This is a genomic window from Acinetobacter sp. GRABPA_MV_2 (assembly GCF_056725885.1).
In genome coordinates, this window is record NZ_JBWZNA010000019.1 from 13216 (window position 1) to 39438 (window position 26223).

A 26223-nucleotide genomic window follows, 5' to 3' on the forward strand; every position below is an offset into this window, starting at 1 on the left:
AAGTCATTTTTAAGTTTCCATTTCTACAGTAAAGCATCATAAAAAGATTGTAGTCACCCAAGATGCTGAATTTTTTTTCCACTTTAAAAAATAAACAGATTTCACTGTTTATGTTTAACTTTATTATAGCCAGTTGGTTAGGGGCAATTCTAAATATTGGTTTTTATCGCCAAGTCCATCTTTTAACTCCATATTTTGGAATAAAGGCTATTCTATTTTTAGCTGCTACTGTACTTATTGTGGTTGCTGCTTATTATGCGATTTTACAGATTTTAAACTGGAAATGGACCGCTAAAATTTTTGCAATTTTACTGGTCGTGATTGGTGGTTTTAGCTCTTATTTCGTGAATACCTTAGGCGTAATTATCTCGCCCGATCAGATTCAAAATATGATACAAACCGATGTATCTGAAGTTTCTGATCTAATTTCATTACGTTTTGGACTCTGGACAGTTTTCTTTGTTGTTTTACCTATTATTTTAATTACTCAGGTAAAACTTAAAAAAGAAAAAACATCTCATTTATTGTTGAAAAAAATTAGTTCAATCATTGCTTCTGTCGCAATCGTTGGTCTTTTGCTATTTGTTTATTATGTTGATTTCGCAGCGATCTTTCGTGAGCATCGTGATCTAAAAGGTATGATTTCACCTCAAAATAGTATTTCATCTTTAATGTCTTATTATCATAAAAAGGCACCTAAGAAGAACTTGCCATTAATACACTATGGTGAAGATGCTCATCAAATTCAGCAAGTACAAAGCAACTTGCCTAAATTAATGGTTTTAGTTGTAGGCGAGACTGCACGTGCAGAAAGTTTTGCATTAAATGGTTATTCGAAAAATACGAATCCGGAGCTTTCTAAACAGGAGGTTTTGAATTTCTCGCAAGTTAGCTCATGTGGTACAGCAACAGCTGTGTCGGTTCCATGTATGTTCTCTGGCATGCCACGTGTTGACTATGATGAACAACTTGCAAGTCATCGTGAAGGTTTATTAGACATTGCCAAGCGTGCGGGCTACCAAGTGACTTGGATTGATAATAACTCTGGGTGTAAAGGGGCTTGTGATCGTGTGGAGGAATACCAAATACCAGAAAATTTAAAGCAAAAATGGTGTAAAGACGGCGAATGCTACGATGATATTTTAATTGATAGCTTAAATGAGTATTTAGCGACTATTCCTAAAGAAGACATCCGTCCACGCCTGATTGTTTTACATCAAGTCGGAAGTCATGGTCCAGCCTATTACAAGCGTGCGCCTGCCCAATATCAACCGTTTAAACCGACTTGTGACACTAATGCGATACAGGGCTGCTCTCAAACGGAGTTATTAAATAGTTATGATGACACGATTGTATATACAGACCATGTATTAAGTCAGATCATTAATAATCTAAAAGACTTATCGAAATATCAAACAGGTTTATGGTATTTATCTGATCATGGTGAATCAACTGGTGAACATGGTTTATATTTACATGGCTCACCGTATGCAATTGCACCGAGTCAACAAACACATGTACCAATGATAATGTGGTTTTCTGATAAATGGAAACAACATAATCTTGCACAAGTAAGTTGTTTAAGCCAACAAACGAAAGAAAAGTTAAGTCAGGATAATTTATTCCCAAGCTTATTAAGTTTGTTAGATGTAAGAACTCAGGTCATCAACCCTCAACTGGATATGTTGCACTCTTGTGCCCATGTGAATTAAAGCGAGCCTAAAACATGACAAAAATCTTGATGATTGAAGATGATTTTATGATTGCACAGTCAACAATAACGTTGCTGCAATATCATCAATTTGAAGTGGAGTGGGTCAATAATGGCTTAGATGGCCTAGCCCAGTTGGCTAAAAATAAATTCGATTTAATTCTTTTGGACTTAGGGCTACCGATGATGGACGGCATGCAGGTCTTAAAGCAAATCCGCCAAAGAGCAGCGACTCCTGTTTTAATTATTTCAGCACGAGATCAGTTACAGAACCGTGTTGATGGCTTAAACCACGGTGCAGATGATTACTTGATCAAACCATACGAGTTTGATGAGTTACTCGCTCGTATTCATGCGCTATTACGCCGTAGTGGGGTAGAGGCTCAGCTTGCGAATCATGAGCAGCTTTTACAAAGTGGTGATCTGGTTTTAAATGTTGAACAGCACATTGCTACCTTTAAAGGACAGCGTATTGATTTGTCTAATCGTGAATGGGCAATTCTTATTCCTTTAATGAGCCATCCAAATAAAATCTTTTCTAAAGCAAATCTTGAAGATAAGTTATATGATTTCGATAGTGATGTGACCAGTAATACGATTGAAGTATATGTGCATCACCTGAGAGCTAAACTCGGGAAAGACTTTATCCGAACTATTCGAGGATTGGGTTACCGTTTAGGGCAATCGTAACTTAATTTTGGAACTTCTTAACAGTGCATTATTCATTAAAAAAACGGCTGATTTGGGGCACCTCAATTTTCAGTGTCATTTTAGGTTGTATATTAATTTTTACTGCTTATAAAGTTGCACTTCAAGAAGTTGATGAAATTTTAGATACGCAAATGCGTTATTTGGCTGAAAGAACAGCTGAATATCCATTGAAAACAGTAAGCAGTGAGTTCGATTTTCATAAAACTTATCATGAAGAAGATCTATTTGTAGATATTTGGGCTTATAAAGATCAAGCCCATTTATCACACCATCTCCATTTATTGGTTCCACCTGTTACACAAGCTGGCTTTTACTCACATAAAACCAGTAATGGATTAATCCGTACCTATGTTTTGCCATTAAAGGATTACCAGATTCAGATTAGCCAGCAAGAAAAGGTTCGTGAGGCTTTTGCTTGGGAACTTGCAGGTAGCATGTTCATTCCATATTTGATTATCTTACCATTTGCTATTTTTGCTTTAGCTGCAATTATTCGCCGAGGTTTAAAGCCGATAGATGACTTTAAAAATGAACTGACTCATCGTGACTCAGAAGAGCTGACGCCTATTGAAGTCTCAGATTATCCTCAAGAACTGCTACCTACAATTGATGAAATGAATCGTCTTTTTGAGCGCATTTCTAAAGCGCAAAATGAGCAGAAACAGTTTATTGCAGATGCAGCCCATGAACTCAGAACTCCTGTGACTGCTCTAAACTTACAAACTAAAATTTTAATTAGTCAGCTTCCTGAGCATGAATCACTGCAAAATTTGAGTAAAGGATTAGCGCGTATTCAGCACTTGGTGACACAGCTTTTAGCGCTGGCTAAGCAGGATGTATCTTTAAGTGTGATTGAACCGACGAGAGCTTTTCAGCTTAATGATGTCGCTTTGAATTGTGTTGAACAGCTTGTTAATTTAGCTATGCAAAAAGAGATCGACTTGGGCTTTGTTCGGAATGAACCAATTGAAATGCACAGTGTTGAGCCAACTGTTCATTCAATTATTTTTAACTTAATTGATAACGCAATCAAATATACGCCTCATGAAGGAATGATTAATATTTCTGTTTTCACTGCTACAGATGGCGATGCATGTATACAAATTGAAGATAGCGGCGCGGGGATCGACCCAGAACATTATGATAAAGTTTTAAAACGTTTTTATCGTGTACACCACCACCTTGAAGTGGGCAGTGGTTTAGGTCTATCCATTGTTGACCGAGCAACTCAACGTTTAGGTGGGACTCTGACACTAGACCGAAGTTTAGAGCTTGGTGGACTTTCGGTCTTGGTTAAACTTCCAAAGATTTTACATGTTCACGAAACAAGAACTTGATTTATGCAAGTTCTTGTTTGATTTGTTTCTCAAATTCAAAGCGGTGAATACAAACGGCGTAAAATAAAATATTTACCGCCCAAATGACCCAACCTGTCCATAAATTATGACTTAGGAAATGTGCTCCACGCATCATTTGTGCCCATCCCATCATAAAGCCTAATAGAATGCCTGCAATGAGATAAAAATAGGCACGTTTCGGTTGCTCAAGACGATAAACAAAATAACCTGTCATTAAAATAAAGCCAGCGCTTGCATGGCCGCCCGGAAAACAATGCCCATGCTTAGCAGTAAAATCCCATACATAACTTAAAGCAGTCGGATGAACCATATTCCAAGGGCAGGCATGAGCTGATTGTGATTTTAATAAGCCAACTATACCGCTACCAATCATGCTCACAAAAAACATATAACCATATTGCCAGCGATAAGGCTTTAATTTCTCAATTTTAAATGACGCAAGCCATAGGCCAAAAAAGATGACATAAATACCAGTAATGATCTGTTTTACAATTTCATGATTAAGTCTTTCCAGATACCAATTGTCTCGATTGAAAAAATGACCTGTTGAATCAATCCAAGGCTGGATGAGGTACATATCAATTTTCCCACCCACTGGAAAAACGATTAAAAGCAGCAAAAAACTGAGAAAAAGAAAGATGATATTAATTTGGAAAAATTGTTTTTGTTGATTCATGTCATGCAACATCAATTAGATTGTGAGTAAAGGCATTACATAAAATAAAACTTAAATTGCTCTTAAACTATACTGAAGAAAGAAGTTCAATTTTCCTTAAAATAAAAAAGCGACGAGAGGTATCGTCGCCTTGAGCACTTTAGAAAGTATTAAAACATACCCTCTTCAGAGTTTGCCGAAATTTTATGAATAGACAAATCTGCGCCACGAAACTCGTCTTCTTGAGATAAGCGAATGCCAATGGTCGCTTTAAGTAAACCGTAAACAATAAAGCCGCCAGTAAGCGCTATAGCGATCGCGAGCGCTGTTCCGATGAGTTGAGAGATGAATGAGACACCTCCTAAACCACCCAGCCATTGTTGACCAAATAGGCCTACTGCAATACCACCAAATGCGCCGCATACGCCGTGTAAAGGCCATACACCTAATACATCATCAACTTTGAGTTTGTTTTGAGTATAGGTGAATAGATAAACAAACATAGCCCCAGCTGCACCACCAATAACAAGTGCACTGATTGGATGAACAATGTCAGAGCCGGCACAGATTGCCACTAAACCTGCAAGTGGACCGTTGTGTAAGAAGCCTGGGTCATTTTTCCCAATCGCATTGGCTGTAATTGTACCGCCAACCATTGCCATGAGCGAGTTAATCGCAACTAACCCAGAAATAGCATCAACACGCTGCGCACTCATCACATTAAAGCCAAACCAGCCAACAATTAAAATCCATGAGCCAAGCGCTAAAAATGGAATAGAAGAAGGTGGATGAGCACTTACACGACCATCTTTCTTATAACGACCAGAACGCGCACCCAATAAAATCACAGCAGCAAGTGCAATCCAACCGCCCATGGCATGAACTACGACTGAACCAGCAAAGTCGTGAAAAGCTGCGCCAAAGGTTGTTTCTAACCACTTTTGCAGACCGTAGTTGCCATTCCAGACCATACCTTCGAAAAAGGGATATACCAGTGCAACTAAAGCAAGGGTGGCAATTGCTTGTGAACGCATTTTTGCACGTTCTGCAATACCACCAGAAATGATGGCAGGAATTGCCGCAGCAAAAGTGAGTAAAAAGAAGCAACGCATAAGATTATAGCCATGATCACTTGATAAAACCGTACCATCATGGAAGAAGTGCTGGCCATAAGAGATGTAGTAGCCAACAAAGAAATATGCGATTGCAGAAAGGGCAAAGTCAGTCAGAATTTTACTAAGTGCGTTCACCTGATTTTTATGGCGAACCGTACCAAGTTCCAAGAATGCAAAACCTGCGTGCATGGCAAGAACCAAAACTGCACCAAGTAATAAGAAAAATAGATCTACATTTTGCATAGCATGCTCGAAAAAAGTGCTAAATTCCATTTTGGAACAAATCTGGGTCTGTAAATTGCACCAAAATAGATTTAAGGAATCTAAAAACCTAAGTTTGTCGAAACAAACTCAATTGCATAAAAGTGAATATGCAATAAGCGCACCAATTTGGATTAAATAAGGGGTTTTTGGCGATAAATGGTGCGTCGATATAGTTAAAGAGGAGCAGTTTTGGCGCTTTTTACGTTACAAGTCATCTAATACGCTTATAAATTGTCCTGAAAGAGATCGTTATTAAATTTTTTAAAAATTATCTATATTCAATTAATGATCAGACCAAACCGATTGCGCGACTTCAATAAAAGCTTTCGCAGCGGGGCTCATGTGCTTTTTATTTTTGACTGCGAGGCCAATAGAACGTTTAAGGTTCGGTTTAAAAGGACGTTTAACTACATTTGGATAGAGTGAGAGTAACTCTTTGGTGAGCACCATATCAGAGACAATCGAAATCCCTAATTGATTGTGAACCATGCTAACGATACTTAGAATTTGTGAAACATAAAATTTGATGTCTGGTTTCACATTAAAGTTTTTTAAAATTAATTCGACCTGATGTCGACTACCCGCCATTGTCATAATAAAAGGGCAATTTTCTAGCTGGGCTGGATCAATATAGAGTTGTTGTGCGAGTGGAAATTGATTGGGAATTAAGGCAACAAAACGATCTTCAATTAATGGGAATGTATCAAAACGCTCATCTGGCATAATCAAAAAACCGACTTCTATGCGCCGTTCCAATAACCATTGAGCAACTTCTTTATCTTCGCCTTCATCAATATAAATTTCGATTTTAGGGTAGCGCTGCCGAAAGGTTTCTAAAATTTCAGGCAATAGATAAATAGATGATGAAGCACCAAAAGAGCCAATACGTAATGTTCCTTCGTTTAAACCATGGATGGCAGCCACTTCTTTTTCTAAGGTATCGGAAATACTCAATAGCTCTTTTACATGGGTCAATAACTGCTGACCTGTCGTGGTGAGCTCAATATCGCTTTGAGTTCTTGAAATCAGGTTAATGCCCCATTGTTGTTCTAATGATTTAAGCGCATGAGAAACTGCTGACTGAGAAATTCCCAACTTTTCTGCTGTAGCCGTAAAGCTTTTTAGTTCTGCAATGAGTGCGAAAATTTCAAGTTGGGTAAATGTCATGTTGTATTTGTTATGAGTAAAAACTCATTTTATCATGAGTTTTCATTATCTTTAATATATGAGAAAGCCAAGGTCATTGCTAAAAACAGCAAGCCCTAACAAAACTCGAGTAAAGAAATGAATAGTATTGTTTTATCTCTTTTTCCTTTAGTTGCATTAATTGCATCGGGATACTTATTTAAAAAATATCGTTTTTTTAGCGATGAGTTTTGGGCTGGGGCAGAGAAGCTTAATTACTATATTTTATTTCCCGCTTTGCTTTTTAGTACGTTGTCGACCGCGAAAATTGACTTACAAAGTTTGAGTACAGCCATTATTGCGATGTTGATTGTGGTCTTAGCTGTGACCGCCTTTTTATATATACTCCGAATATTTTGGCAGATACCACCTGCACGTTTTGGTGTGCACGTACAAAGTATGGTTCGCTTTAATACCTATATTGGTTTGGCTTTAGTCACTTCGCTTTTTAAAAGTGAAGGAATGGCAATACTGGCAATTTTATTGGCGCTTTGCATTCCGCTTGTGAACGTTATTTCAGTACTTGCATTAACTTCTAAAGAACACATGGCAATTAAACCTATTTTAATTGCACTTCTTAAAAATCCTTTAATTGCATCGTGTGTGGTTGGGGCAGCAGTCAATGTACTTCACATCCCGATTTGGGAAGGCTTTACTCAGTTTATTAAGCTTTTTTCAGTGTCGAGTTTGCCGTTAGGTTTATTATGTGTTGGCGCAGCTTTACAGTTTATGCAAATTAAAAAAGACATTGTGGTATTGGCGGCAGACACGGTTGCTCGACTTTTAGCAGTGCCTGCATTGGCTTACGTGGTCTGCATGTGGTTTGGTTTACCAAGCTTACAAACTCAAATTCTAGTTATTTTCTTTGCTCTACCGACTGCTTCCGCTTCCTACATTTTAACTAAAGTTTTGGGTGGCGATAGTCAGCTTATGGCAGCTGTGATTAGCTTTCAAACTCTATGTGCTGCCGTGACTTTGCCATTAGTAATTTGGTGGATTTCTTAGGGTATTAACTTTAGTTAAGTCGTATTTTATTTTCTAAAAATGAATAGGCTGATTCTGACTTAAAGAATGCTTAGCTACCTTCCTCATCTGATTATTGCTACACTTTTTTCTTTTTCAGGTGGATGAGTATGTCCTTTGATCTTAAAGTGAGCTTGCAGCAAAGGTCTGAACCATCTGCACAGCAGAAAAAACTGAATCGCCTGATTGATAAAATAGAACAGCAAAAAGTTAGCCTAAGCACATGGCAAAATGCACAAGCTGAGATTCAACAGCACATTCGGCAAAAATTGATGCCTGTGTATAGCGATTTGCATGAAGTCTTATTTCAGCAGTTAGATCAACTCTGGAATATGTTGCATAGCCATGCTTTTTCTAAAGCAGACATGCAACAACTCGATGAAAAAAATGCCCAGCTTGCGCAAATGTTGAAGCGCTCTAAAATGCTGTCTACTGAACAGTTGGAGCTAGTGAAGCAAATCGATACCTTTTATCAGCAACATACTCAAGAGTTGGTAAAAAAGAATAAAAAAGCTCAGTCAATAAAATTTGGGTATGATGAAAGTGCTGATCAAGGTGTAGAGTTAGAAGAAGACTTTGAAAAGTACGCTGCCGAGCAACAACAAGCGCGTGAACAAGCCAAACAGGAAAGGCTGCAACAGAAACGTGAACAAGCCGAGCAAATGGCAGCGCAGTCACTCAAAACAGTCTATTTAAAAATTGCCGCAATGATTCACCCAGACCGTGAGCAAGATGAAACTAAAAAATTAGAAAAAACCGAGCTGTTCCAACAGGCAAGTCAGGCCTATGAAAAGCAAGATTTGTTTTATTTACTCAAGCTCCAGTTACAGCTTGAACAGAATAAAGGGCTAGGCGCTAAAGAATTATCTGCCGAGCAGTTGCGGTTTTATAAACTGGCTTTGGATGCACAAAGTCAGCAGCTTGAAAGTCAAATAGCTGAGATTTTAGATTCTTTTCAGTTAGCCAAGAATGTAAAAGCAGAGCATGTGCATATCAGTGATGTTTATAAAGCTATAGATGCGGATTGTGCTGAGTTAAAGCAGCAAGTTAAATGGGAAAAAGAGCGTTTAAAGTATATGAAAAAAGTGAGTGGAGTAGAGATGTTATTGGGACATGGGGTGCTTTAATTTATTAGATAATCTTATCGAGATAGCTAGTTGATAACAGTAATGATTAGCTTTCAGGATTTTCCCAACTTGGTGGTTGTTTTTGCCAGTAACACCGAATAAATTCGATTAAAGCTTTTACTTTTGGGGAAATATGTCTTTTTGATGGATATACAGCATAGATCGAGTGTTGTATTGGTGCAATATCCTCCAAGACTGGTACAAGTGTTCCCTGATAAATGTCATTGGTAACAAGATAAGCACCCACTTGGATAATACCAAAATTATTTAGTGCCGCATCGCGTAGTGATTCAACATCATATAAGCGAATTCTACCTTGTGCTACATAGTCAATATTGTTCCCTTCAATATGAAAACGCCAAGGTGTTTGATGGCCTTGATGTAAATAAATAAGATTTTGATGTTGCTGTAGATCTTCTATTTTGTATGGTTTACCTTTTTCTTTCAGATAGCTAGGGCTAGCACAAGTGATTAACCAATGGCTGGCTAATTTTTGTTGCACTAGATTGCTGCTCACATGTTGCCCAAATCGTATTGCAACGTCTATGCCATCATGTATTAAATCTTGAAACTCATCAGAAAAAATTACTTCAATCTCGATTTCAGGATATACATTTAAAAAATCTAATATGATTGGCATCATATAAATTCGACCAAAAGCAACAGGTACTGCAAGACGTAAACGTCCCTTCAGCTTTTGAGTACGTGTCATAATCAAGGTTTCAGTTTCTTCAACTTCTTGTAATATGCGTTGTGCGTACTCATAGAATAGATGCCCTTCGTCACTTAAGCTCAAGGTGCGTGTAGTACGATAAATTAAACGGGTATGGAACCTATATTCTAGGCGTTGAATACATTTACCTATTGCTGAGCGAGATAGATTAAGAGAGTCTGCTGCAGCGGTAAAGCTCCCAGTTTCTACGACACGTACAAAAATTAAAAGGTCAGATAAATTAGTCATCTCTGTTATAGCGAGATTAACCACTTTTATTCCCCATTGCTGGCACTCAAATGGAGTTTATCAAGTACAGGGGGGTAAGTATATTTTAGTACAACATTATATTTGATGTACCCGCTCAATATGAAAATCCCCATTCTTAATGAACAAAAATCTCAAGCTGGTTTGCATGCTTGGTTAGCAGTTATCGCTGTCGCTTTGGCGATTTTTATTGTAGTTAGTGTAGAAATGCTTCCTATTGGATTATTAACACCTATTGCAAAAAGTATGCAACAACAATTAGGAAGCATGAGTCTTATTGTTTCTACTCCCTCTTTAGTTGCGGCAATTACTGCGCCATGTGTCATTTTAGTATTTAACCGCATTACTCGTCGTAAATTAATTCTTTTATTCATGTTGTTATTGTTTATTTCAACATTAGTTTTTGCAATGGCTAATGCATTTCACTGGTTGTTGCTGGCGCGAGTATTATTTGGAATTTCTATGGGGGGAATTTGGTCCCTAGCAGGAAGTATTGCAGTTCGTTTAGTTCCAACTGAACAAGTTGGACTCGCCACTTCACTTATTTTTAGTGGTGTTGCAGCAGCTTCGGTATTGGGTGTACCAATCGGAGTTTATCTAGGAGATTTATTTGGATGGAGGATGGCATTTATTAGTATATCGATGTTAGTTGCAATAGTATTTTTAATGCTATTTGGGTCATTACCACCTCTTACAGTTCAACAAACGAGTACAGGGAGAGATGCTTTAGTTGTATTAAAAAAAACAAATATTGTCGTTGGGCTAGGGATGACCCTATTTATAGTTACAGGGCATTTTTTAGCATATACTTTTATACGTCCGCTACTACAAGAAATGGCCCATTTCTCTGATTCTTCTATTGGAGCTTTATTACTAATTTATGGTGTTTTTGGAATTCTAGGTAATTTTATTTTAGGGTTTAGTATTCAAAAGTTTCTCTGGCAAACATTATTTATCATTGCTTTATTATTGGGTAGTACATTATTTTTATTTATGTTTTTCGGTGATTCTAAGTTTTTTAGTCTAGTGTTACTTTTAATTTGGGGACTTTCTTATGGTGGAGTTTCTATTTCATTAATGACTTGGATGATTCGTTCAGCTCCTATGCATATTGAATTAGCATCTGCACTTAATATTACTATGTTTAATTTATCAATAGGATTAGGAGCTTTTTTAGGTGGGCTAATTTATGATGCCTTTGGAAGCGGGTTGAATCTATTTTTTGGAAGTGTATTAGCTTGTATTGCGGCCATTTTAATATTTATTAATCACAATAAAAATCCCCTCATTTGAGGGGATTTTTTGAATCAGATCACTGCATTAAAGCGCAGCAATTTGCTCCATGTTCGCTTTAACTTTCTCTAACTGAGCAGCAAACTCAGCAAGCTTCGCTTTTTCACCTTCAACAACAGCCGCTGGTGCTTTAGATACAAAGCCTTCATTTGCAAGTTTGCCCGCGATTTGGTCGTGTTGCTTTTGGATTTTATCTAAATCTTTTTGCAAACGAGCAAGCTCAGCTTTAGGGTCAATTAAGCCTTTCATTGGTACAAATACCGATGCATGGCTAACAACGCTAGAGCAAGACAATGGTGGCTCTTGGTCTTTATTCAAGAACTCAATGCTTTCAACTTTAGCCAATGCTTTGAACAACGCTTCAATACGAATGATTTGTTCACGTTCAGCATCAGAAGTGTTTTGAAGTAATACTGGCAACAAGCGCGCATTACCTAAGCCCAACTCACCACGGATGTTACGTACGGCACCAATCAAACCTTGAAGCCATTGCATATCTGCTTCAGCTTGTTCATTGATTTTTGCTTGCTCAGGAATCGGGTATTGAGCAGTCATAATCGTTGGGCCGCCTTGACCAAGCATTGGTGCAAGAGTCTGCCAGATTTCTTCTGTCAAATACGGCATTAACGGATGAGCCAAACGTAATGAAGCTTCCATCACTGCAAGCAATACACGGCGTACTTCAGCTTTACGCTCTTCTGAAACTTCTGCATCGTTTAGAACTGGTTTAGTTAACTCAACGTACCAGTCACAGTATTCATTCCAAATAAAGTCGTAAATTGCTTGAGCAGCAAGGTCTAAACGGTAGGTTGCGAACGCTTGATGTACAGCAGCTTCCGCTTTTTGTAGACGGCTGATAATCCATTGTTCTGGAAGTTCCCAAAGATCAGGATGAGCGTCAGTACCAACAGTTTGACCTTCAACATTCATCAGAACGAAGCGAGTTGCGTTCCAGATTTTGTTACAGAAATTACGGTAGCCTTCAACACGTTTTAAATCGAACTTGATGTCACGACCAGTGTTTGCAAGTGCACAGAATGTGAAACGAACTGCATCAGTACCATAAGCATTAATGCCTTCTGGGAACTCTTTACGCGTTGATTTTTCAATCTTCGCAGCATCTTTCGGGTTCATGAGGCCAGTCGTACGTTTTGCAACTAAGCTTTCTAAATCAATACCGTCAATCAAGTCTAATGGGTCAAGTACGTTACCTTTAGACTTCGACATTTTTTGACCTTCACCATCACGTACCAAGCCGTGAACGTAAACAGTCTTAAATGGAACTTGAGATGAACCATCTTCATTTTTCATGAAGTGTAGGGTCATCATGATCATGCGGGCAACCCAGAAGAAAATGATGTCAAAACCAGTCACCAACACATCTGTTGGGTGGAAAGTTTTTAAGAAATCATTTGCTGCGTCTTTTTGTGCGTCGCCAGTCCAACCTAAAGTTGAGAATGTCCAAAGTGCAGATGAGAACCATGTATCAAGAACGTCTTCGTCTTGTTTAAGTTCAACGTCAGCAGCGATGTTGTTTTTCGCACGTACTTCTTCTTCGTTACGACCTACATAGATATTGCCATTTGCATCGTACCAAGCTGGAATACGGTGGCCCCACCAAAGCTGACGTGAAATACACCAGTCTTGAATGTCACGCATCCACGCCATGTACATGTTGCTGTACTGCTCTGGAACAAACTTAATACGGCCATCTTGAACTGCTTCAATTGCAGGTTCAGCAAGCGGCGCAATTTTTACGTACCATTGGTCAGTCAGTAACGGCTCAATGATCACGCCTGAACGGTCACCGCGTGGAGCTTTTAAGTCATACGGTTGGATTTGATCTAACCAGCCTTCAGCTTCAGCTTGAGCAACTAATTTTTTACGTGCTTCAAAACGCTCTAAACCAGCATATTCCGCAGGTGCAGTAATGGTTTTAGAAATCTGTTCGCCAGCTTTTGCAATATATTCAAACTCACCTAAAACTTCGGCGTTTTTGTTGAAGATATTAATGATTGGCAAGCTATTGCGTTTACCTAGGTCATAGTCATTGAAGTCGTGAGCAGGGGTAATTTTTACACAGCCCGTACCGAAGTCTTTTTCAACGTAGTCGTCAGCAACAATCGGAATTAAACGACCAGTAATTGGCAATACAATGTTTTTACCAACAAGGTGTGCATAACGCTCATCTTCTGGGTGAACGGCAACAGCAGTATCGCCCAGTAAAGTTTCAGGACGAGTCGTTGCAACGACTAAATAGTCTTTGCCATCTTGAGTTTTAACTGATTTGTCTTCAAAGAAATATTTAAAGTGCCAAAGCGAGCCTTTTTCTTCTTTGCTTTCTACTTCAAGGTCAGAAAGTGCTGTTTGAAGTTTAGGGTCCCAGTTTACAAGGCGTTTACCACGGTAAATTAAACCGTCTTCGTGCAAACGAACGAATACTTCTTTAACTGCGTTCGATAAACCTTCGTCCATCGTGAAGCGTTCACGCGACCAGTCTACCGAAGAACCTAAACGACGAATTTGTTTAGTGATCGTGCCGCCAGATTGTTCTTTCCATTCCCAAACTTTTTCGATGAACTTATCACGGCCTAAGTCATGACGAGTTACGCCTTGTAAGCCAAGTTGACGCTCAACAACCATTTGAGTTGCAATACCAGCATGGTCTGTACCCGGTTGCCATAAAGTGTTTTTACCCATCATACGGTTATAACGGGTGAGGGCATCCATAATGGCATTGTTAAAACCATGGCCCATGTGCAAACTACCAGTGACGTTTGGTGGCGGAATCATGATACAGAATGATTCACCGTGACCAGAAGGTTTAAAGTAACCTTGTTCTTCCCACGTTTTGTACCACTTCTTTTCGATCTCGGTTGGATCGTATGTGGTTGCAATATTTTGAGCGGTTTGAGCGTCAGTCATAGTAGCTTAGATCGAATATGCATAAAAAATTGCATCTATTGTAGCAAAAAAATGCCTCGAAATTAATGTGCTGAAAACAGATAAACGGTTTTGTATTTTTTTCAAAAAACGGTAGATTTATGAAAGATGGATCACAATTTAATCGTGTGGCGACACGGCACAAAAATTACAAAAGAATTGAAAAAGGATGCTGCTGATGAGTTATGAAGTTTTTTTGAAAATTTCCGATTCGACTTATACCCAATTCGAGGCTATTCGGCAAAAACTACATGATGGAGTAAGTCAAAGTCAGGCAAAAGTTTTGGGGGGGTGTTTTGTCTGACCTTTCCTGTGAAATTATTGAGCAGGTTTTTTCTGTGCTTTTACAGTCAGGAAATGCAAGCATGTCTCCAAAACAACAAGCTGAGTCTGAAAAAGTCATTCAGCAAGTTTTAGAGACTTTTCGAAAATACATGCCTTGGTCAGTTTCATTCTTTGGAAATGAACGTCTTTTACCCTTGGTTGACTACATGACATCACTCATGAAAGAGCAAGGGCAGCAAGTTTATATTACCTATCCAGTTACACTTCAACTGGTGCAACAAGCTGAAACCCTTACGCAGCAAATTCGTGACGGTAATATGCAAAGTATTACGGCTGCATTTGAAACGCTCATACAAATTGTGGATTTAGGCGTAACAAGCCTAGTACGTGAGCCTAAAAAGCGTTTAAAATTTAATTTGGTTGTCGATAAAACTCTTAACGGAGTCATCAACATGACGACGCATTTGGGCTATAAACGTTTGGAAAAGTTAGGGACACAGGTCGATCAGACGACAGCAACTCATTATATCAATCACTTTTTGGCCTTCATGCATCAAGCAGCATAATTTAAAAAGATAATAGGAACATCACATGGCCAAACTTGATACTTTGCAAAATAAAGTGGTATGGATTACGGGCGCATCTTCTGGTTTAGGTAAGGCTTTAGCAGGAGAGTTGGCTTTACAAGGCGCAAAGTTGATTTTAACCTCACGTCGTTTTGAAGAATTAGAAGAGGTTCGGGTTGGTTTATTAAATCCCGATCATCATTTGTCTGTCGTTGCAGATATTACTGATGAAAAGCAGGTTCAAGAGGCTTACAAGCAGATTTTAAAGGCGAAAGGCCGTATTGACTGGCTCATCAATAATGCAGGTTTGAGTCAACGTGCTTTAATTAAAGACACGACAATGGCAACCGAACGCGCCATCATGGAAGTCGATTATTTCTCACAAGTTGCGTTAACTAAAACCGTCCTACCGACCATGCTAAAACAAAAGTCTGGCCGAGTTGTATTTGTGTCGAGTGTAGCGGGTTTATTAGGCACACAGTACCGTGCAAGCTACTCGGCTGCTAAAGCGGCAATTCACATGTGGGCAAATAGTTTACGTGCTGAGGTCTCAGATCAAGGTGTCGAAGTTTCAGTTATTTTCCCTGGTTTTGTAAAAACTAATGTTTCTTTTAATGCACTCAATGGTGCAGGGGAACCCCAAGGCCATCAAGACGAAGCAATTGAAAATGGTTTAGAGGCAGATGTTTTTGCAGAGCAGGCTGTCAAAGCGTTAGTACAGGGTCAAGAATATATTGTTGTGGGTGGGGCTAAAGAAAAACTAGGTGTAATGGTTTCTCGGATGTCACCAAAACTTCTTTATAAAATGATTCGGAAAACAAAAGTAAAATAAAAAAGTGATTTTGCCGTGCTAAATTGATGGAAAAACCCGCATAGAAGGTTCACCATGGATCAGGATTATCACCGTATTTTAGAAGTCATCACGCGTTTTCAATTGGTCTTTGACCAGAAAAATTGGGACGCTTTTGATGAGTTGTTGGCAGATCAACTTGAGGTGGACTATTTCCAATTTAGAGGAGAACCTTTATGTGTCGTGTCTTGTCATGAATATAAAGGTTCTCGGCAGCAAGCCTTGTCCCATTTGCGACTACAGCACAATTTGAGTAATCCTCTTATTCGGATTGAACAAGGTCAAGCATGGCTAGAATGTAATTATCAAATTTATCGTTTTTCAGAAAATGATTATTTTCATTCTTTTGGTCGTTATTATTTTACTTTGGCGAAACAACAAGACCGTTGGAAAATTACCCGAATTTGCCAACATTTAACTAAAAATATTGGCAATCCACGTATTCATTTTTCTGAGGTTGGGCAGTATTAATCTTTAACTGCTGTTCCATAAGCAAAAACTTCGACCATTCCACCTTGCATTCCGAGTTCGGTTGTACTCAGCCGAACTCCCATAATATGAGTAGCACCGACACTTTGAGCTTGTTGTTTTAAACGTACAATCGCCTCTCGGCGAGCTCGTTCAACAATACTTTCATAACTGGTCAGTCTTCCGCCCAAAACGTTTTTTATAGATGCCAATACATATTTAAAGTAATCATGAGAAATCACAACATTACTGCTAATAAAGTGGCCTAGCTGATCACTCGTTGCAAAACGATTGGTATCAATTCTGATATGGGCAAATTTTTGCTCTTTTTCTAGAAGTTCATTCAAATGTTTTCGTTCAATATGGCGGCCAAAAGCCCAACCAATACTGAAAAGAATGAGAAAAATAACAAGTTGAAAAATAAGATTGTCCATTTTCTACCTATGCATTAAATGGATCGGGTAGATGAGGTGCTTGAGGCTGCACAACCACAGCTGTGCCATATACAAATAACTCAGAAGCACCTTGGGCAATATTTGAAGTTGAAAAACGAATACCCACAATTGCATTCGCACCAAGTTGCTGAGCTTTGGCAATCATACGCTGCATGGCTTCTTGGCGAGATTCTTCTAATAATTCGGTATAACCCGTAAGTTCACCACCCACGATATTTTTTAAACTTGCCATCAAGTCACGGCCAACATGTTTACTACGAACGGTACTTCCGTAAACAACATCCAGCTGCTTTAAAATTTGGTGGCCTGGAACACTTTCTAAATTACTCAATAACATTGTTTTTTATCAATCTAAATTCTTAAGGTTTCAAGATAAAAAATATTCAGATGAGTTGCAATAAAAAAGCCCACCGAAGTGAGCTTTTATGAATAAGTTATTTAAAACTTATTGCTTTTTAAGTTCAGCGCTAGATGGTTGATTAACCACTGTATCTGAAGTATTTGCTTTTAAACCACCACCTAGAGTTTTGTATAACTCGATTTGGTTGTTTAAGTTTGCTTGTTGAAGCAATAACAAACCTTGTTCTGCTGAATAAGATGAACGCTGTGCATCAAGAACTGTCAAGTAACTATCAATACCAGCACGGAAGCGGGCATTTGAAAGTGTGTAGTTGCGGTTAGTTGCTTCTACTAGACGTTGTTGAGCTGTTAAACGTTCACCAATGTTGGCACGAGTTGCAAGCGCGTCATTAACTTCGCGGAACGCAGACTGAACTGATTTTTCATAATCAGACAATGCAATTTTCTGATCAGTTTCAGAAATTTTTACATTGGCACGACGAGTGCCCCAGTCAAAGATTGGTAAGTCTAAGCTTGGTCCAATTGACCATACAAAACCACCTGACTTAAATAGATCACTTAAGTCAGTTGATGCATAACCTGCAGAACCCGTTAAGCTAATGGTTGGGAATAAACGTGCTTTTGCAGCACCGATATTCGCACCGGCAGCGCTTAAGTTATATTCAGCAGCTTTTACATCTGGACGGTTGTTAAGTAAGTCGCTTGGTAAACCCGCTGTAAATACATTTTGTTGCGTAATGCGTTTTACAGGTTGGGTTGGCAACAAGTTTTGTGGAACTGATTGACCAACTAACAAGTTCAACAAGTTTTGTGCTTGAGCAATCTGTGTTTTGTAGTTTGCTACATCATTACGCGCAGTTTCTACAGAAATCTGTGCCTGACGTAGTGGAACTTCACTGTCGATGCCCACATCAAAACGTTTTTTGTTGAGATTGTAAGAATCTTGCTGTGCTTTAAGTGTTTGCTCTGCAAGTCTTAAGTTGGCAGTTGCGAAAGAATAGTTCAACCATGCTTGAGCCACTTGACTGATTAGACTGATTTGAGTCGAATCACGTGCGCTTTGCGTTGAAAGATAACTATCTAACGCAGCATCTTTTAAGCTACGTACGCGGCCCCAAAAATCAAGCTCATAGGCAGTTACACCCAGACCTACTTGATAAGTAGAGTAGGGGTTATTCGGATCACGGCTTTGAGAAACCTGACGAATTGCACTACCACTTGCTCCGATTGTTGGAAGCTGGTTGTTCTGTGTAATTCGATATTGCTGTTGAGCACGTTCGATATTGAGCGTTGCTGTACGTAAGTCGCGGTTGTTGGCAAGTGCCAAATCAATCACTCCGAGCAAACGAGGGTCAGCAAAGAACTGTTTGTAACCCTGTTCAGCAATAGACGTACCAGAAGCGCTATATGCATAGCTTTGTGGAATATCGGTTTTCACGACTGGTTCTGGGCCGCGCATGCTTTGACAAGCTGCCAAAGCAAGCGCAAGTGCAGATACCGCAATGCTACGACCTGAAATAGACCATACGTTTTGCATCACGATTTATGCTCCTGAGTGTTTATGGTTTTTGGTTTGTACTTAAAGATACTACGAATCCACACATAGAATACAGGGATAAAGAAGATACCTAAGAACGTTGCACTGAGTACGCCACCGAGTACACCGTAACCAACAGAGTGCTGACTTCCAGCACCTGCACCTGTTGAAAGGGCAAGCGGAAGTACACCGAAACCGAAGGCAAGGGTAGTCATGATAATTGGGCGTAAACGCATTTTTGCAGCATGTAAAGTTGCATCAATGAGGTCTTCACCTTTTTCCTGCAGCTCTTTTGCGAACTCAACAATCAAGATCGCATTTTTTGCAGAAAGACCGATTACCGCGATCATCGCTACTTGGAAGTAAATGTTATTTGAGAGATTTGGATCTCCTTTAATAATCATACCCAAGTAAGTTAATACGATTGCACCAATAATACCGAGTGGTACCACAAGTAAAACCGAGAACGGGATAGACCAGCTTTCGTACAATGCAGCCAAGCAAAGGAAAACGATTAACAATGAAAGCGCATATAAGAATGGAGCTTGAGCACCAGACTCACGTTCTTCAAGTGATAAACCTGTCCATTCATAGTCGAAACCTTGTAAGCCCATAGATGGTAACTTAGCAATAATTTCTTCCATTGCTTTCATCGAGTCACCAGAGCTCACGCCAGGTGCAGGTGTACCTTGAATGTTAACCGATGACACGCCGTTATAACGTTCAAGACGTGGAGAACCATATGTCCATTCGCCAGTAGCAAATGCAGAGAACGGTACCATTTCGCCTTTGTTATTACGTACATACCACTTGTTTAAATCTTCAGGCATCATACGGCTATTCGAATCACCTTGAACATAAACTTTTTTCACACGACCACGGTCAACGAAATCGTTAATGTATGAGCCACCCCATGCAATACGCATCGTATTGTTAATGTCGGCAATGCTAACGCCCATGGCACCAGCTTGAGCCTGATCTACATTAATTTGATACTGAGGTGTATCTTCTTGTCCATTAGGACGTACCCCTACAAGACGTTTATCTTGTGAAGCCAAACCTAAAATTGCATTACGTGCGGCAATAAGTTTCTCATGACCTTGACCACTTGAATCTTTAAGCTGCAAGTTAAAACCGGCTGTTACACCAAGTTCAGGCATTGCAGGAAGCTGTAATGGCATGATGTAAGATGCATCTTTAACGATCATATTCAATGCCATACCACGCTGAATCAAGGCGCCAATTTGAGATTCTGGTGAAGTACGTTCACTCCAGTCTTTCAATTTAACGAAGCCAATACCAGCATTTTGACCAACACCTGTGAATGAGAAACCTGAAACCGTGAAAATAGATTGCACAGTATCTTTTTCATTCATGAAGAAGTTTGTCATGGTGTCAATCACTTTACCTGTTCGGTCAAGCGTTGCATTTGGCGGTAATTGAACAAGGGTCATTACCACACCCTGATCTTCTTCTGGTAAGAATGACGATGGGAGTTTCTGGAACAAGAACACTAATAAAGCAATAACTACAGCGTAAAGTACGCCAGAGAAGATTTTGCCCTTAAGCATGCGGCTAACACCATTTTGGTAGCTATGCGACATACGGTCAAAACCATTGTTAAAGCCTCTAAAGAAACGAGCAAAAATATTATTGCTTGGTGCTTTGTTAGGATCATGCTGTTTTAAAATGGTCGCACAAAGTGCTGGTGTAAATGTTAATGCAACAATTAACGATAGAACCATTGCTGTTACAAGGGTAATCGAGAATTGACGGTAAATTACACCAGTGGTACCACCAAAGAATGCCATTGGTACGAATACAGCTGTTAATACGCTCGTGATACCAATTAACGCGCCAGAAATCTGTTGCATTGATCGTGACGTCGCCGTGACCGGATCGGTATGCTCCTCACTCATAACACGTTCGACGTTTTCGACTACAACGATGGCGTCATCGACCAAAAGACCAATTGCCAATACCATGGCGAACATGGTTAAGGTGTTAATTGAAAAGCCAAAGATATTAATAACAGCGAATGTACCCAATACAACAACAGGTACAGCAAGTGTTGGAATAATCGTTGCACGCCAGTTCTGCAAGAACAAGAACATGACAATGAATACCAAAATTACTGCTTCAATTAATGTGTGTACGACACTTTCAATTGAAAGACGAATAAATGGGGTCGTGTCATAAGCCAGTTTGTCTTCAAGACCCGCTGGATAGTTCTTACGTAGTTCAGATAAACGTTGCTCAACAGCTTCTGCTGTGTCAAGTGCGTTGGCACCAGTTGCAATTTTAATTGCAAGACCACCAGCAGGTTTACCATTAAACTTCGAATCGAACTGGTAGTTATCAGAACCTAACTCTACACGTGCAACATCTTTTAAACGAACTTCAGCACCAGATGCTGTGTTCTTTAAGAAGATATTTTTAAACTGTTCAGGTGTTTGCAACAAACTTTGAGCATTCACTGTTGCGTTAAGCACTTGACCTTGTACTGCTGGTGCACCACCTAACTGACCTACAGCAACTTGTGAGTTTTGCGCTTGTAAAGCTGTCGCAATATCACTAGGAGTAAGCTGATAACTGGTTAATTTAGCTGGATCAAGCCAAATACGCATCGCGTATGAACCACCAAAGACTGTTACCTCACCCACACCAGCAACACGGCTCAGTGGTTCTTTAATTGATGAGTTTACATAGTCTTTAATGTCTGAGTCAGAAAGGCTGTTATCTGGCGAGTAAAATGCAATAACTTGCAAGAAGCTTGCACCAGATTTAGTTACTGTTACACCTTGACGTTGTACATCTTCAGGTAAAAGTGCAGTTGCAGATTGCAGTTTGTTTTGAACCTGAACCTGTGCAATATCCGGATCAATACCTTGTTGAAAGTTTAATTCAATAGAGGCCTGACCGTTACCAGCACTGTTAGAAGAGATATAACGTAAACCATCTAGACCATTCATTTGTTGTTCAATGATCTGGGTTACAGTGTTTTCAACAGTCTCAGCCGATGCACCAGGGTAAGTTGCAGCAATTGTAACTGTCGGTGGTGCAATCGTCGGATACTGTGCAATAGGCATTTTTGTTAGCGTGAGAATACCCGCCAACATAATGACTAATGCAATCACCCACGCAAAAATGGGGCGATGAATAAAAAATTGTGCCATTCAATCTACCCCTTATGCATTGGATGCTTTCTGTTCTGCTTGAGGTTTACCTGATTGAGCCGGTTTTGTCGCATTTGGAGCTGCACCTTGTGGATTCGCTGGTTGAGCTTGGTAAGGTTTTGCTGAAACTTCTTGCCCTTCTTTCACTTTGGCAACACCATCAACAATCACTTTATCACCAGCTTTAAGACCGTTAGTCACAATCCAGTTTTGTCCTTGAACACCAGAGGTTTCAACAGGACGACTCTCAACAGCACCTTTGGCATTAACAAGCATTGCTACAGCTTGACCTGTAGGTAAACGTGTAATTGCAGCTTGAGGAATCAGGTAAGCATTAGGAACTACACCTTGAACAATCTGTGCAGTGGTATACATGCCTGGAAGTAACAGATGATTCGGATTCGAGAATACGGCACGTAGAGTAATCGTTCCTGTATCCTGATTCACAGAAGCATCAGAGAAAGCAAGTTGTCCTTCGATTGGGTAAGTTGAACCGTCTTCGAGCTTCAATTTTACTTTCGTGTTGTTACTATTGTTTAAACTACCTTTGCTAAGTTGTTGACGTAAACGTAATAACTCGGCACTAGACTGGTTAATGTCAACATAGATTGGATCTAACTGTTGAATCGTCACTAAAGGATCAGTTTGGTTTGCAGTGACTAAAGCACCTGCTGTTACAGAAGAACGTCCAGACTGACCAGAAATTGGTGAGCGAATTGTAGAGTAGCCAAGATCAACATTTGCATTCGTTACTTGAGCTTTTGCTGCAGAAACTTGTGCTTCGGCAACATTAACCTGACCAAGTAAGTCGTCATATTCTTGTTTAGACACAGCATTACTCGAAACAAGCTGTTTATAACGGTTTAACTTAGTACGTAGTGAAGCTAGATTTGCCTGTTGTTGTAAAAGGGTAGCCTTTGCATTTTCAAGCGTTGCACGGTTAGTTCGAGAATCGAGCTCATAAAGAGCTTGTCCTTCACGAACATAACTTCCTTCAGCAAACAAGCGCTTTAAAATCACACCACTTGTTTGAGGACGAACTTCAGAAATTTGATATGCTGAAGTACGGCCGGAAAGTTCAACGCTTTGTTCAACACTTTGTGGTTGAGCAACAATAACACCTACTTCTGCAGGCGGCATTTTCTGAGCAGCAGCAGCTTGCTGTTTCTCATCGGAGCCTTTGCTACAACCAACAAGTGCGATACTTGTTGCTAATGCGCAAGCAGTAAGGGCAGGAGCCCAAAGCTTAGCCGACATCATTGTTCCACCTCGTTTAGATAAAATCTAAAAATATATTTGTTTTCTACTTAACCTACTTTGTGTTTGTAATAACCAGAGCCAAAGCAGTGCAATCCAAATAAAACCTATGCCCCAACCGGCGAGTACATCTGTTGGAAAATGAACTCCAGCATATATTCTTGAAAGCCCCATACAGATAAACCAAAGACAGGAAATCAAAATGATATAAGGAGAGTTAGTGTTGGGCTTATGGCATAACATTATCATTGCCATACAAGCCAGTGTTGATGCATAAACACTATGTGCACTTGGGAACGATGCACCATAACTTTCGACAATATGATACGCCAGTGGAGGTCTTGGACGGTCAACACACCACTTGAGCAGCCAACCCGTGATGATACTGCCAAGAACACCCACGCTAATGAAAATAACAGTAATATATTTTTTATACCATGCTTGATATAGACATACCAGAAAGGATAAAAAACATACAAAAGGCATACCGCCTATACGTGCTAAAAAGATTGCAATAGAGTTAAGATAATCTGAACGATTTTCACTCAATATTTGAACGGTGAGAAGATCCAAAGATTGAAGTCTTGGCACAAAAAGACCAAGAATACCTAATCCTAAAAAAATACAACCAATAAAAAGCAATATATAGGGCATGTATATACCTTTGCTTATTCAAGCAGTGTCCACTACTGAAAGCCGTTAAAAGTGTACTTGCCAGTACACTTTTTTTCAAGCCTGATAGATCATCGTAAATTCATTTTGAAAATTTTTTAACATTTGGAAAAACAATCACAACAAAATTGACGAAACTCACATTCTGTGTACAAAGCAAATTATTAGTGATCCGATTTTTTTCCGTGATTTGTCGGTGTATTTTCTTCAAGTTCTAATGGTTGTTTAGGTGGCCAGAAAAAATCGCTTGGGCGAGTTAGAAAATGAGTCATGACCAATTTGGCTAAAGGTTTCCATTGTTCAAAGCGAACTCGACGGGCCCGTAGTGCTACAATAATCGTTAAGGTAAAACTCACAAATAAGTTGGTGAGACCAATACATAGCACACCGAGAAACGACACGATAATTAGACCGATATCTGGGCTGCCGTTAATAGTCATTAAACCTTGAATAAAGTTAGCTGATGCAAAGGCAATATGACGAATATCTAAAGGTAGACCTAGGATGAAGCCTATGGTTCCCATGCTTCCTAACATAATACCGAATAAGAAGTTACCGGCTAACGCACCTAAATTACGTTCAATATATTCAGCAAAACGGTTAAGACGATCTTGTCCAAACCAGCTAGCTAACCGGCGATGTGCTCTTAGACGCGGGCCGACTTTTCGGTAAACAGCCATGTTGTCAAAGTATCCTGCAATGAGACCTGACAAAAACAGACATACTCCAGCAATTGCCGCATGTGGAACTGCTAGTGAAGTAAAGGGATTTAGGCTGTGTAGGAGGTAAGTTGCTTTAGTATGGGTTAATAATGGTTCATCAAGGTAAAACTGCCAAGCAAAAGTAATGAGTGCAGCAGTAGGAATCGCAATTGAAATATTACCCAAAATAGCAATAAATTGCGTTCGGATGATATTAATAATAAGCGCCGCTAACTCCGCAATTTGAGCCGTTTTAGAGCCTTTACGTTGTTGTACTGTTGCAGCAAGAGCCGCCGCCGTCATAGCGGGTTGCTTGGTCGCAACTGTAAAATGCAAAACATGAATCAGAATGAAACCTAGCGAATAGTTCATACTGAACGTAAAGGCTTGCATGAGCGGGGCCATTGTCATTCTTGCAGCAAGAATTTTTAAAGATGCCATAAAGGCAATAATGACACCTGCACCAGCGGCAGCTTTATACATTCCCCAGAAGCCTTTAGTATCTGTACTTACGTAATGCTCACCTGTTCGGCTAGCATTTTCTGTTACCTGAAAGGCAATGAGTTCACTAGTCGTACTGAGTAATGAGCGAACACTTTTTTCGCTGTAATGTGCCTTGGTTAAATCAGAAATAAGATGTCCTAAAGAAACATATTTTCCTTTAGTGTTATCTACGACTAGATAAAGTAATAACTCAATTCGATCAAGACATTGCTCAAGTAATGATAGTAAGTAAGTCAAACTTAAGCTGACACCAATTCTTTTGGTCGCACGGCGAATTTTTAAAACGACATCTCGGCATTGTTCCAACATAACAAATGCTTGTGATGCATCGGGCGGGGAAATAACTGCAATTTCATGTTCAGAAATTTCTTGTTTTTTATACTTTTCAATAAACTCAATAATTTCACGGTTCTGAACTAAAAATGGCGACTCATATTCTGTTAATTCTGGCTGAGCGTTAATAAATTCAGGATAAAGACCAATTCCACTAATTCGATAGGATAGGACTGTAATAGCTTTAATCATTTCACTTTGAATGACTAACTTCTCTTCGACATTACTTTGGCTTTGCCCAATAAGGCTAAATAAATTTGCCCAATCTTCATCATCAATATTATTGAGCCAGATTTTGTCACTTTCTAGATAGAAAATTTTTCCAATTAATATTTTGAGTTGGCTAGAGTCTTCGATTAACGGTAAAAAATGTGCTCCGAGTCTTTGCCCAAGCTGGTTCCAGAAACCATCTAAAGACAAGATTCCGCTATCGGCATATAAACTAACTTGTTTATAGCGATTAATTAAACGTAATAAAAAAGTTTGTAGTAAGAAGGGCGCTGTAGGTGTGCGCAAAAGGCTTTCAATAAAAGCCTGTATTTTTTTCTTAATTTCATCCGTATCTTGTGGGTTGGATGGTCGGACGGCATTGACGAGTTCAATAAGTAGATTTTCATCAATGACAGCTTGAGGATCCTCAAGCTGCTTCTCTATTTTTAAAAAATGATCTGAAAAATTTATATGCATAGGCAAAA

General features: G+C 39.4%; 20 protein-coding genes and 1 pseudogene. 9 read left to right on the forward strand and 12 right to left on the reverse strand.

Annotated features, from left to right (window positions below; all coding sequences use genetic code 11):
- The first annotated feature begins 62 nt into the window (after positions 1-62).
- The 3 genes from ACXM0J_RS15030 to ACXM0J_RS15040 are packed head-to-tail and all read left to right on the forward strand — an operon-like array spanning position 63 to position 3759.
- Positions 63-1712, forward strand: coding sequence for a phosphoethanolamine transferase (locus ACXM0J_RS15030; protein ID WP_086265303.1), 1650 nt, complete (start codon positions 63-65; stop codon positions 1710-1712).
- Positions 1713-1726: 14 nt separating this feature from the next.
- Positions 1727-2401, forward strand: coding sequence for a DNA-binding response regulator PmrA (locus ACXM0J_RS15035; protein ID WP_032006521.1), 675 nt, complete (start codon positions 1727-1729; stop codon positions 2399-2401).
- A 23-nt stretch (positions 2402-2424) separates the two neighbouring features.
- On the forward strand, positions 2425-3759 hold the full coding sequence (locus ACXM0J_RS15040) for an ATP-binding protein (RefSeq protein ID WP_069141418.1): 1335 nt from the start codon (positions 2425-2427) through the stop codon (positions 3757-3759).
- 1 nt (position 3760) lies between these two features.
- Here the strand turns inward: ACXM0J_RS15040 and ACXM0J_RS15045 are convergent, their stop codons facing one another.
- The 3 genes from ACXM0J_RS15045 to ACXM0J_RS15055 all read right to left on the reverse strand — a co-directional run bounded on the left by ACXM0J_RS15045 (position 3761) and on the right by ACXM0J_RS15055 (position 6981).
- Positions 3761-4468 (reverse strand): phosphatase PAP2 family protein, encoded by a 708-nt coding sequence (locus tag ACXM0J_RS15045; RefSeq protein WP_086265304.1) that lies wholly within the window; start codon positions 4466-4468, stop codon positions 3761-3763.
- A gap of 137 nt (positions 4469-4605) precedes the next feature.
- Positions 4606-5793, reverse strand: a complete 1188-nt coding sequence (locus ACXM0J_RS15050; RefSeq protein ID WP_086265321.1) for an ammonium transporter — start codon at positions 5791-5793, stop codon at positions 4606-4608.
- Positions 5794-6096: 303 nt separating this feature from the next.
- Positions 6097-6981 (reverse strand): LysR family transcriptional regulator, encoded by an 885-nt coding sequence (locus tag ACXM0J_RS15055; RefSeq protein WP_086265305.1) that lies wholly within the window; start codon positions 6979-6981, stop codon positions 6097-6099.
- Between the two features lie 117 nt (positions 6982-7098).
- Here ACXM0J_RS15055 and ACXM0J_RS15060 point away from each other — a divergent pair, with 117 nt between their 5' ends.
- Together ACXM0J_RS15060 and ACXM0J_RS15065 are read left to right on the forward strand one after the other, a co-directional pair.
- Positions 7099-8004, forward strand: coding sequence for an AEC family transporter (locus ACXM0J_RS15060; protein WP_086265306.1), 906 nt, complete (start codon positions 7099-7101; stop codon positions 8002-8004).
- Between the two features lie 128 nt (positions 8005-8132).
- A complete protein-coding gene (locus ACXM0J_RS15065; protein ID WP_213034424.1) occupies positions 8133-9149 on the forward strand; it encodes a coiled-coil domain-containing protein in 1017 nt (338 codons plus the stop codon).
- Between the two features lie 46 nt (positions 9150-9195).
- On the opposite strand, the gene ACXM0J_RS15070 is transcribed toward ACXM0J_RS15065, so the two are convergent.
- Complete coding sequence (locus ACXM0J_RS15070; RefSeq protein WP_213034425.1) at positions 9196-10134, reverse strand: LysR family transcriptional regulator; 939 nt, start codon at positions 10132-10134, stop codon at positions 9196-9198.
- Positions 10135-10230: 96 nt separating this feature from the next.
- Here ACXM0J_RS15070 and ACXM0J_RS15075 point away from each other — a divergent pair, with 96 nt between their 5' ends.
- Positions 10231-11421 carry an MFS transporter gene (locus ACXM0J_RS15075; RefSeq protein ID WP_159453298.1) on the forward strand — a complete coding sequence of 397 codons (1191 nt, stop codon included), beginning with the start codon at positions 10231-10233 and terminating at the stop codon, positions 11419-11421.
- A 27-nt stretch (positions 11422-11448) separates the two neighbouring features.
- On the opposite strand, the gene ACXM0J_RS15080 is transcribed toward ACXM0J_RS15075, so the two are convergent.
- Positions 11449-14346 carry a valine--tRNA ligase gene (locus ACXM0J_RS15080; protein WP_086265309.1) on the reverse strand — a complete coding sequence of 966 codons (2898 nt, stop codon included), beginning with the start codon at positions 14344-14346 and terminating at the stop codon, positions 11449-11451.
- A 196-nt stretch (positions 14347-14542) separates the two neighbouring features.
- Between ACXM0J_RS15080 and ACXM0J_RS15085 the strand changes: the two are divergent.
- The 3 genes and pseudogenes from ACXM0J_RS15085 to ACXM0J_RS15095 all read left to right on the forward strand — a co-directional run bounded on the left by ACXM0J_RS15085 (position 14543) and on the right by ACXM0J_RS15095 (position 16536).
- Positions 14543-15215: pseudogene (locus tag ACXM0J_RS15085) on the forward strand (hypothetical protein).
- A gap of 25 nt (positions 15216-15240) precedes the next feature.
- Positions 15241-16047: an SDR family NAD(P)-dependent oxidoreductase gene (locus tag ACXM0J_RS15090; protein WP_005064503.1), complete on the forward strand. Its 807-nt coding sequence runs from the start codon at positions 15241-15243 to the stop codon at positions 16045-16047.
- Positions 16048-16101: 54 nt separating this feature from the next.
- Positions 16102-16536: a nuclear transport factor 2 family protein gene (locus ACXM0J_RS15095; RefSeq protein ID WP_086265310.1), complete on the forward strand. Its 435-nt coding sequence runs from the start codon at positions 16102-16104 to the stop codon at positions 16534-16536.
- Here ACXM0J_RS15095 and ACXM0J_RS15100 read toward each other — a convergent pair.
- The 7 genes from ACXM0J_RS15100 to ACXM0J_RS15130 form a co-directional block, all read right to left on the reverse strand.
- Positions 16533-16967 (reverse strand): YbjQ family protein, encoded by a 435-nt coding sequence (locus ACXM0J_RS15100; protein ID WP_005064507.1) that lies wholly within the window; start codon positions 16965-16967, stop codon positions 16533-16535. The two genes, ACXM0J_RS15095 and ACXM0J_RS15100, sit on opposite strands and share 4 nt — an antisense overlap.
- A 7-nt stretch (positions 16968-16974) precedes the next feature.
- Positions 16975-17325, reverse strand: coding sequence for a YbjQ family protein (locus ACXM0J_RS15105; RefSeq protein ID WP_005109514.1), 351 nt, complete (start codon positions 17323-17325; stop codon positions 16975-16977).
- Between the two features lie 108 nt (positions 17326-17433).
- Positions 17434-18885, reverse strand: a complete 1452-nt coding sequence (gene adeK / locus ACXM0J_RS15110; protein WP_002116015.1) for a multidrug efflux RND transporter outer membrane channel subunit AdeK — start codon at positions 18883-18885, stop codon at positions 17434-17436.
- Positions 18885-22061: a multidrug efflux RND transporter permease subunit AdeJ gene (gene adeJ / locus ACXM0J_RS15115; RefSeq protein WP_086265311.1), complete on the reverse strand. Its 3177-nt coding sequence runs from the start codon at positions 22059-22061 to the stop codon at positions 18885-18887. The genes adeK and adeJ overlap by 1 nt, the downstream gene beginning before the upstream one ends.
- Before the next feature lie 12 nt (positions 22062-22073).
- Positions 22074-23321, reverse strand: a complete 1248-nt coding sequence (gene adeI / locus ACXM0J_RS15120; protein ID WP_002116482.1) for a multidrug efflux RND transporter periplasmic adaptor subunit AdeI — start codon at positions 23319-23321, stop codon at positions 22074-22076.
- A 24-nt stretch (positions 23322-23345) separates the two neighbouring features.
- Positions 23346-23972 carry a phosphatase PAP2 family protein gene (locus tag ACXM0J_RS15125; RefSeq protein WP_086265312.1) on the reverse strand — a complete coding sequence of 209 codons (627 nt, stop codon included), beginning with the start codon at positions 23970-23972 and terminating at the stop codon, positions 23346-23348.
- A gap of 182 nt (positions 23973-24154) precedes the next feature.
- Positions 24155-26215: a site-specific recombinase gene (locus tag ACXM0J_RS15130; RefSeq protein ID WP_086265313.1), complete on the reverse strand. Its 2061-nt coding sequence runs from the start codon at positions 26213-26215 to the stop codon at positions 24155-24157.
- Between the last annotated feature and the right edge of the window lie 8 nt (positions 26216-26223).

What these genes read in the sequence shown, in the direction of transcription:
- ACXM0J_RS15030 (WP_086265303.1), top strand. Translation starts at nt 63, where the DNA reads ATGCTGAATTTTTTTTCCACTTTAAAAAATAAACAGATTTCACTGTTT.
- ACXM0J_RS15035 (WP_032006521.1), top strand. Translation starts at nt 1,727, where the DNA reads ATGACAAAAATCTTGATGATTGAAGATGATTTTATGATTGCACAGTCA.
- ACXM0J_RS15045 (WP_086265304.1), bottom strand. Translation starts at nt 4,468, where the DNA reads ATGTTGCATGACATGAATCAACAAAAACAATTTTTCCAAATTAATATC.
- ACXM0J_RS15050 (WP_086265321.1), bottom strand. Translation starts at nt 5,793, where the DNA reads ATGCAAAATGTAGATCTATTTTTCTTATTACTTGGTGCAGTTTTGGTT.
- ACXM0J_RS15055 (WP_086265305.1), bottom strand. Translation starts at nt 6,981, where the DNA reads ATGACATTTACCCAACTTGAAATTTTCGCACTCATTGCAGAACTAAAA.
- ACXM0J_RS15060 (WP_086265306.1), top strand. Translation starts at nt 7,099, where the DNA reads ATGAATAGTATTGTTTTATCTCTTTTTCCTTTAGTTGCATTAATTGCA.
- ACXM0J_RS15065 (WP_213034424.1), top strand. Translation starts at nt 8,133, where the DNA reads ATGTCCTTTGATCTTAAAGTGAGCTTGCAGCAAAGGTCTGAACCATCT.
- ACXM0J_RS15075 (WP_159453298.1), top strand. Translation starts at nt 10,231, where the DNA reads ATGAAAATCCCCATTCTTAATGAACAAAAATCTCAAGCTGGTTTGCAT.
- ACXM0J_RS15080 (WP_086265309.1), bottom strand. Translation starts at nt 14,346, where the DNA reads ATGACTGACGCTCAAACCGCTCAAAATATTGCAACCACATACGATCCA.
- ACXM0J_RS15090 (WP_005064503.1), top strand. Translation starts at nt 15,241, where the DNA reads ATGGCCAAACTTGATACTTTGCAAAATAAAGTGGTATGGATTACGGGC.
- ACXM0J_RS15095 (WP_086265310.1), top strand. Translation starts at nt 16,102, where the DNA reads ATGGATCAGGATTATCACCGTATTTTAGAAGTCATCACGCGTTTTCAA.
- ACXM0J_RS15100 (WP_005064507.1), bottom strand. Translation starts at nt 16,967, where the DNA reads ATGGACAATCTTATTTTTCAACTTGTTATTTTTCTCATTCTTTTCAGT.
- ACXM0J_RS15105 (WP_005109514.1), bottom strand. Translation starts at nt 17,325, where the DNA reads ATGTTATTGAGTAATTTAGAAAGTGTTCCAGGCCACCAAATTTTAAAG.
- adeK (WP_002116015.1), bottom strand. Translation starts at nt 18,885, where the DNA reads ATGCAAAACGTATGGTCTATTTCAGGTCGTAGCATTGCGGTATCTGCA.
- adeJ (WP_086265311.1), bottom strand. Translation starts at nt 22,061, where the DNA reads ATGGCACAATTTTTTATTCATCGCCCCATTTTTGCGTGGGTGATTGCA.
- adeI (WP_002116482.1), bottom strand. Translation starts at nt 23,321, where the DNA reads ATGATGTCGGCTAAGCTTTGGGCTCCTGCCCTTACTGCTTGCGCATTA.
- ACXM0J_RS15125 (WP_086265312.1), bottom strand. Translation starts at nt 23,972, where the DNA reads ATGCCCTATATATTGCTTTTTATTGGTTGTATTTTTTTAGGATTAGGT.
- ACXM0J_RS15130 (WP_086265313.1), bottom strand. Translation starts at nt 26,215, where the DNA reads ATGCATATAAATTTTTCAGATCATTTTTTAAAAATAGAGAAGCAGCTT.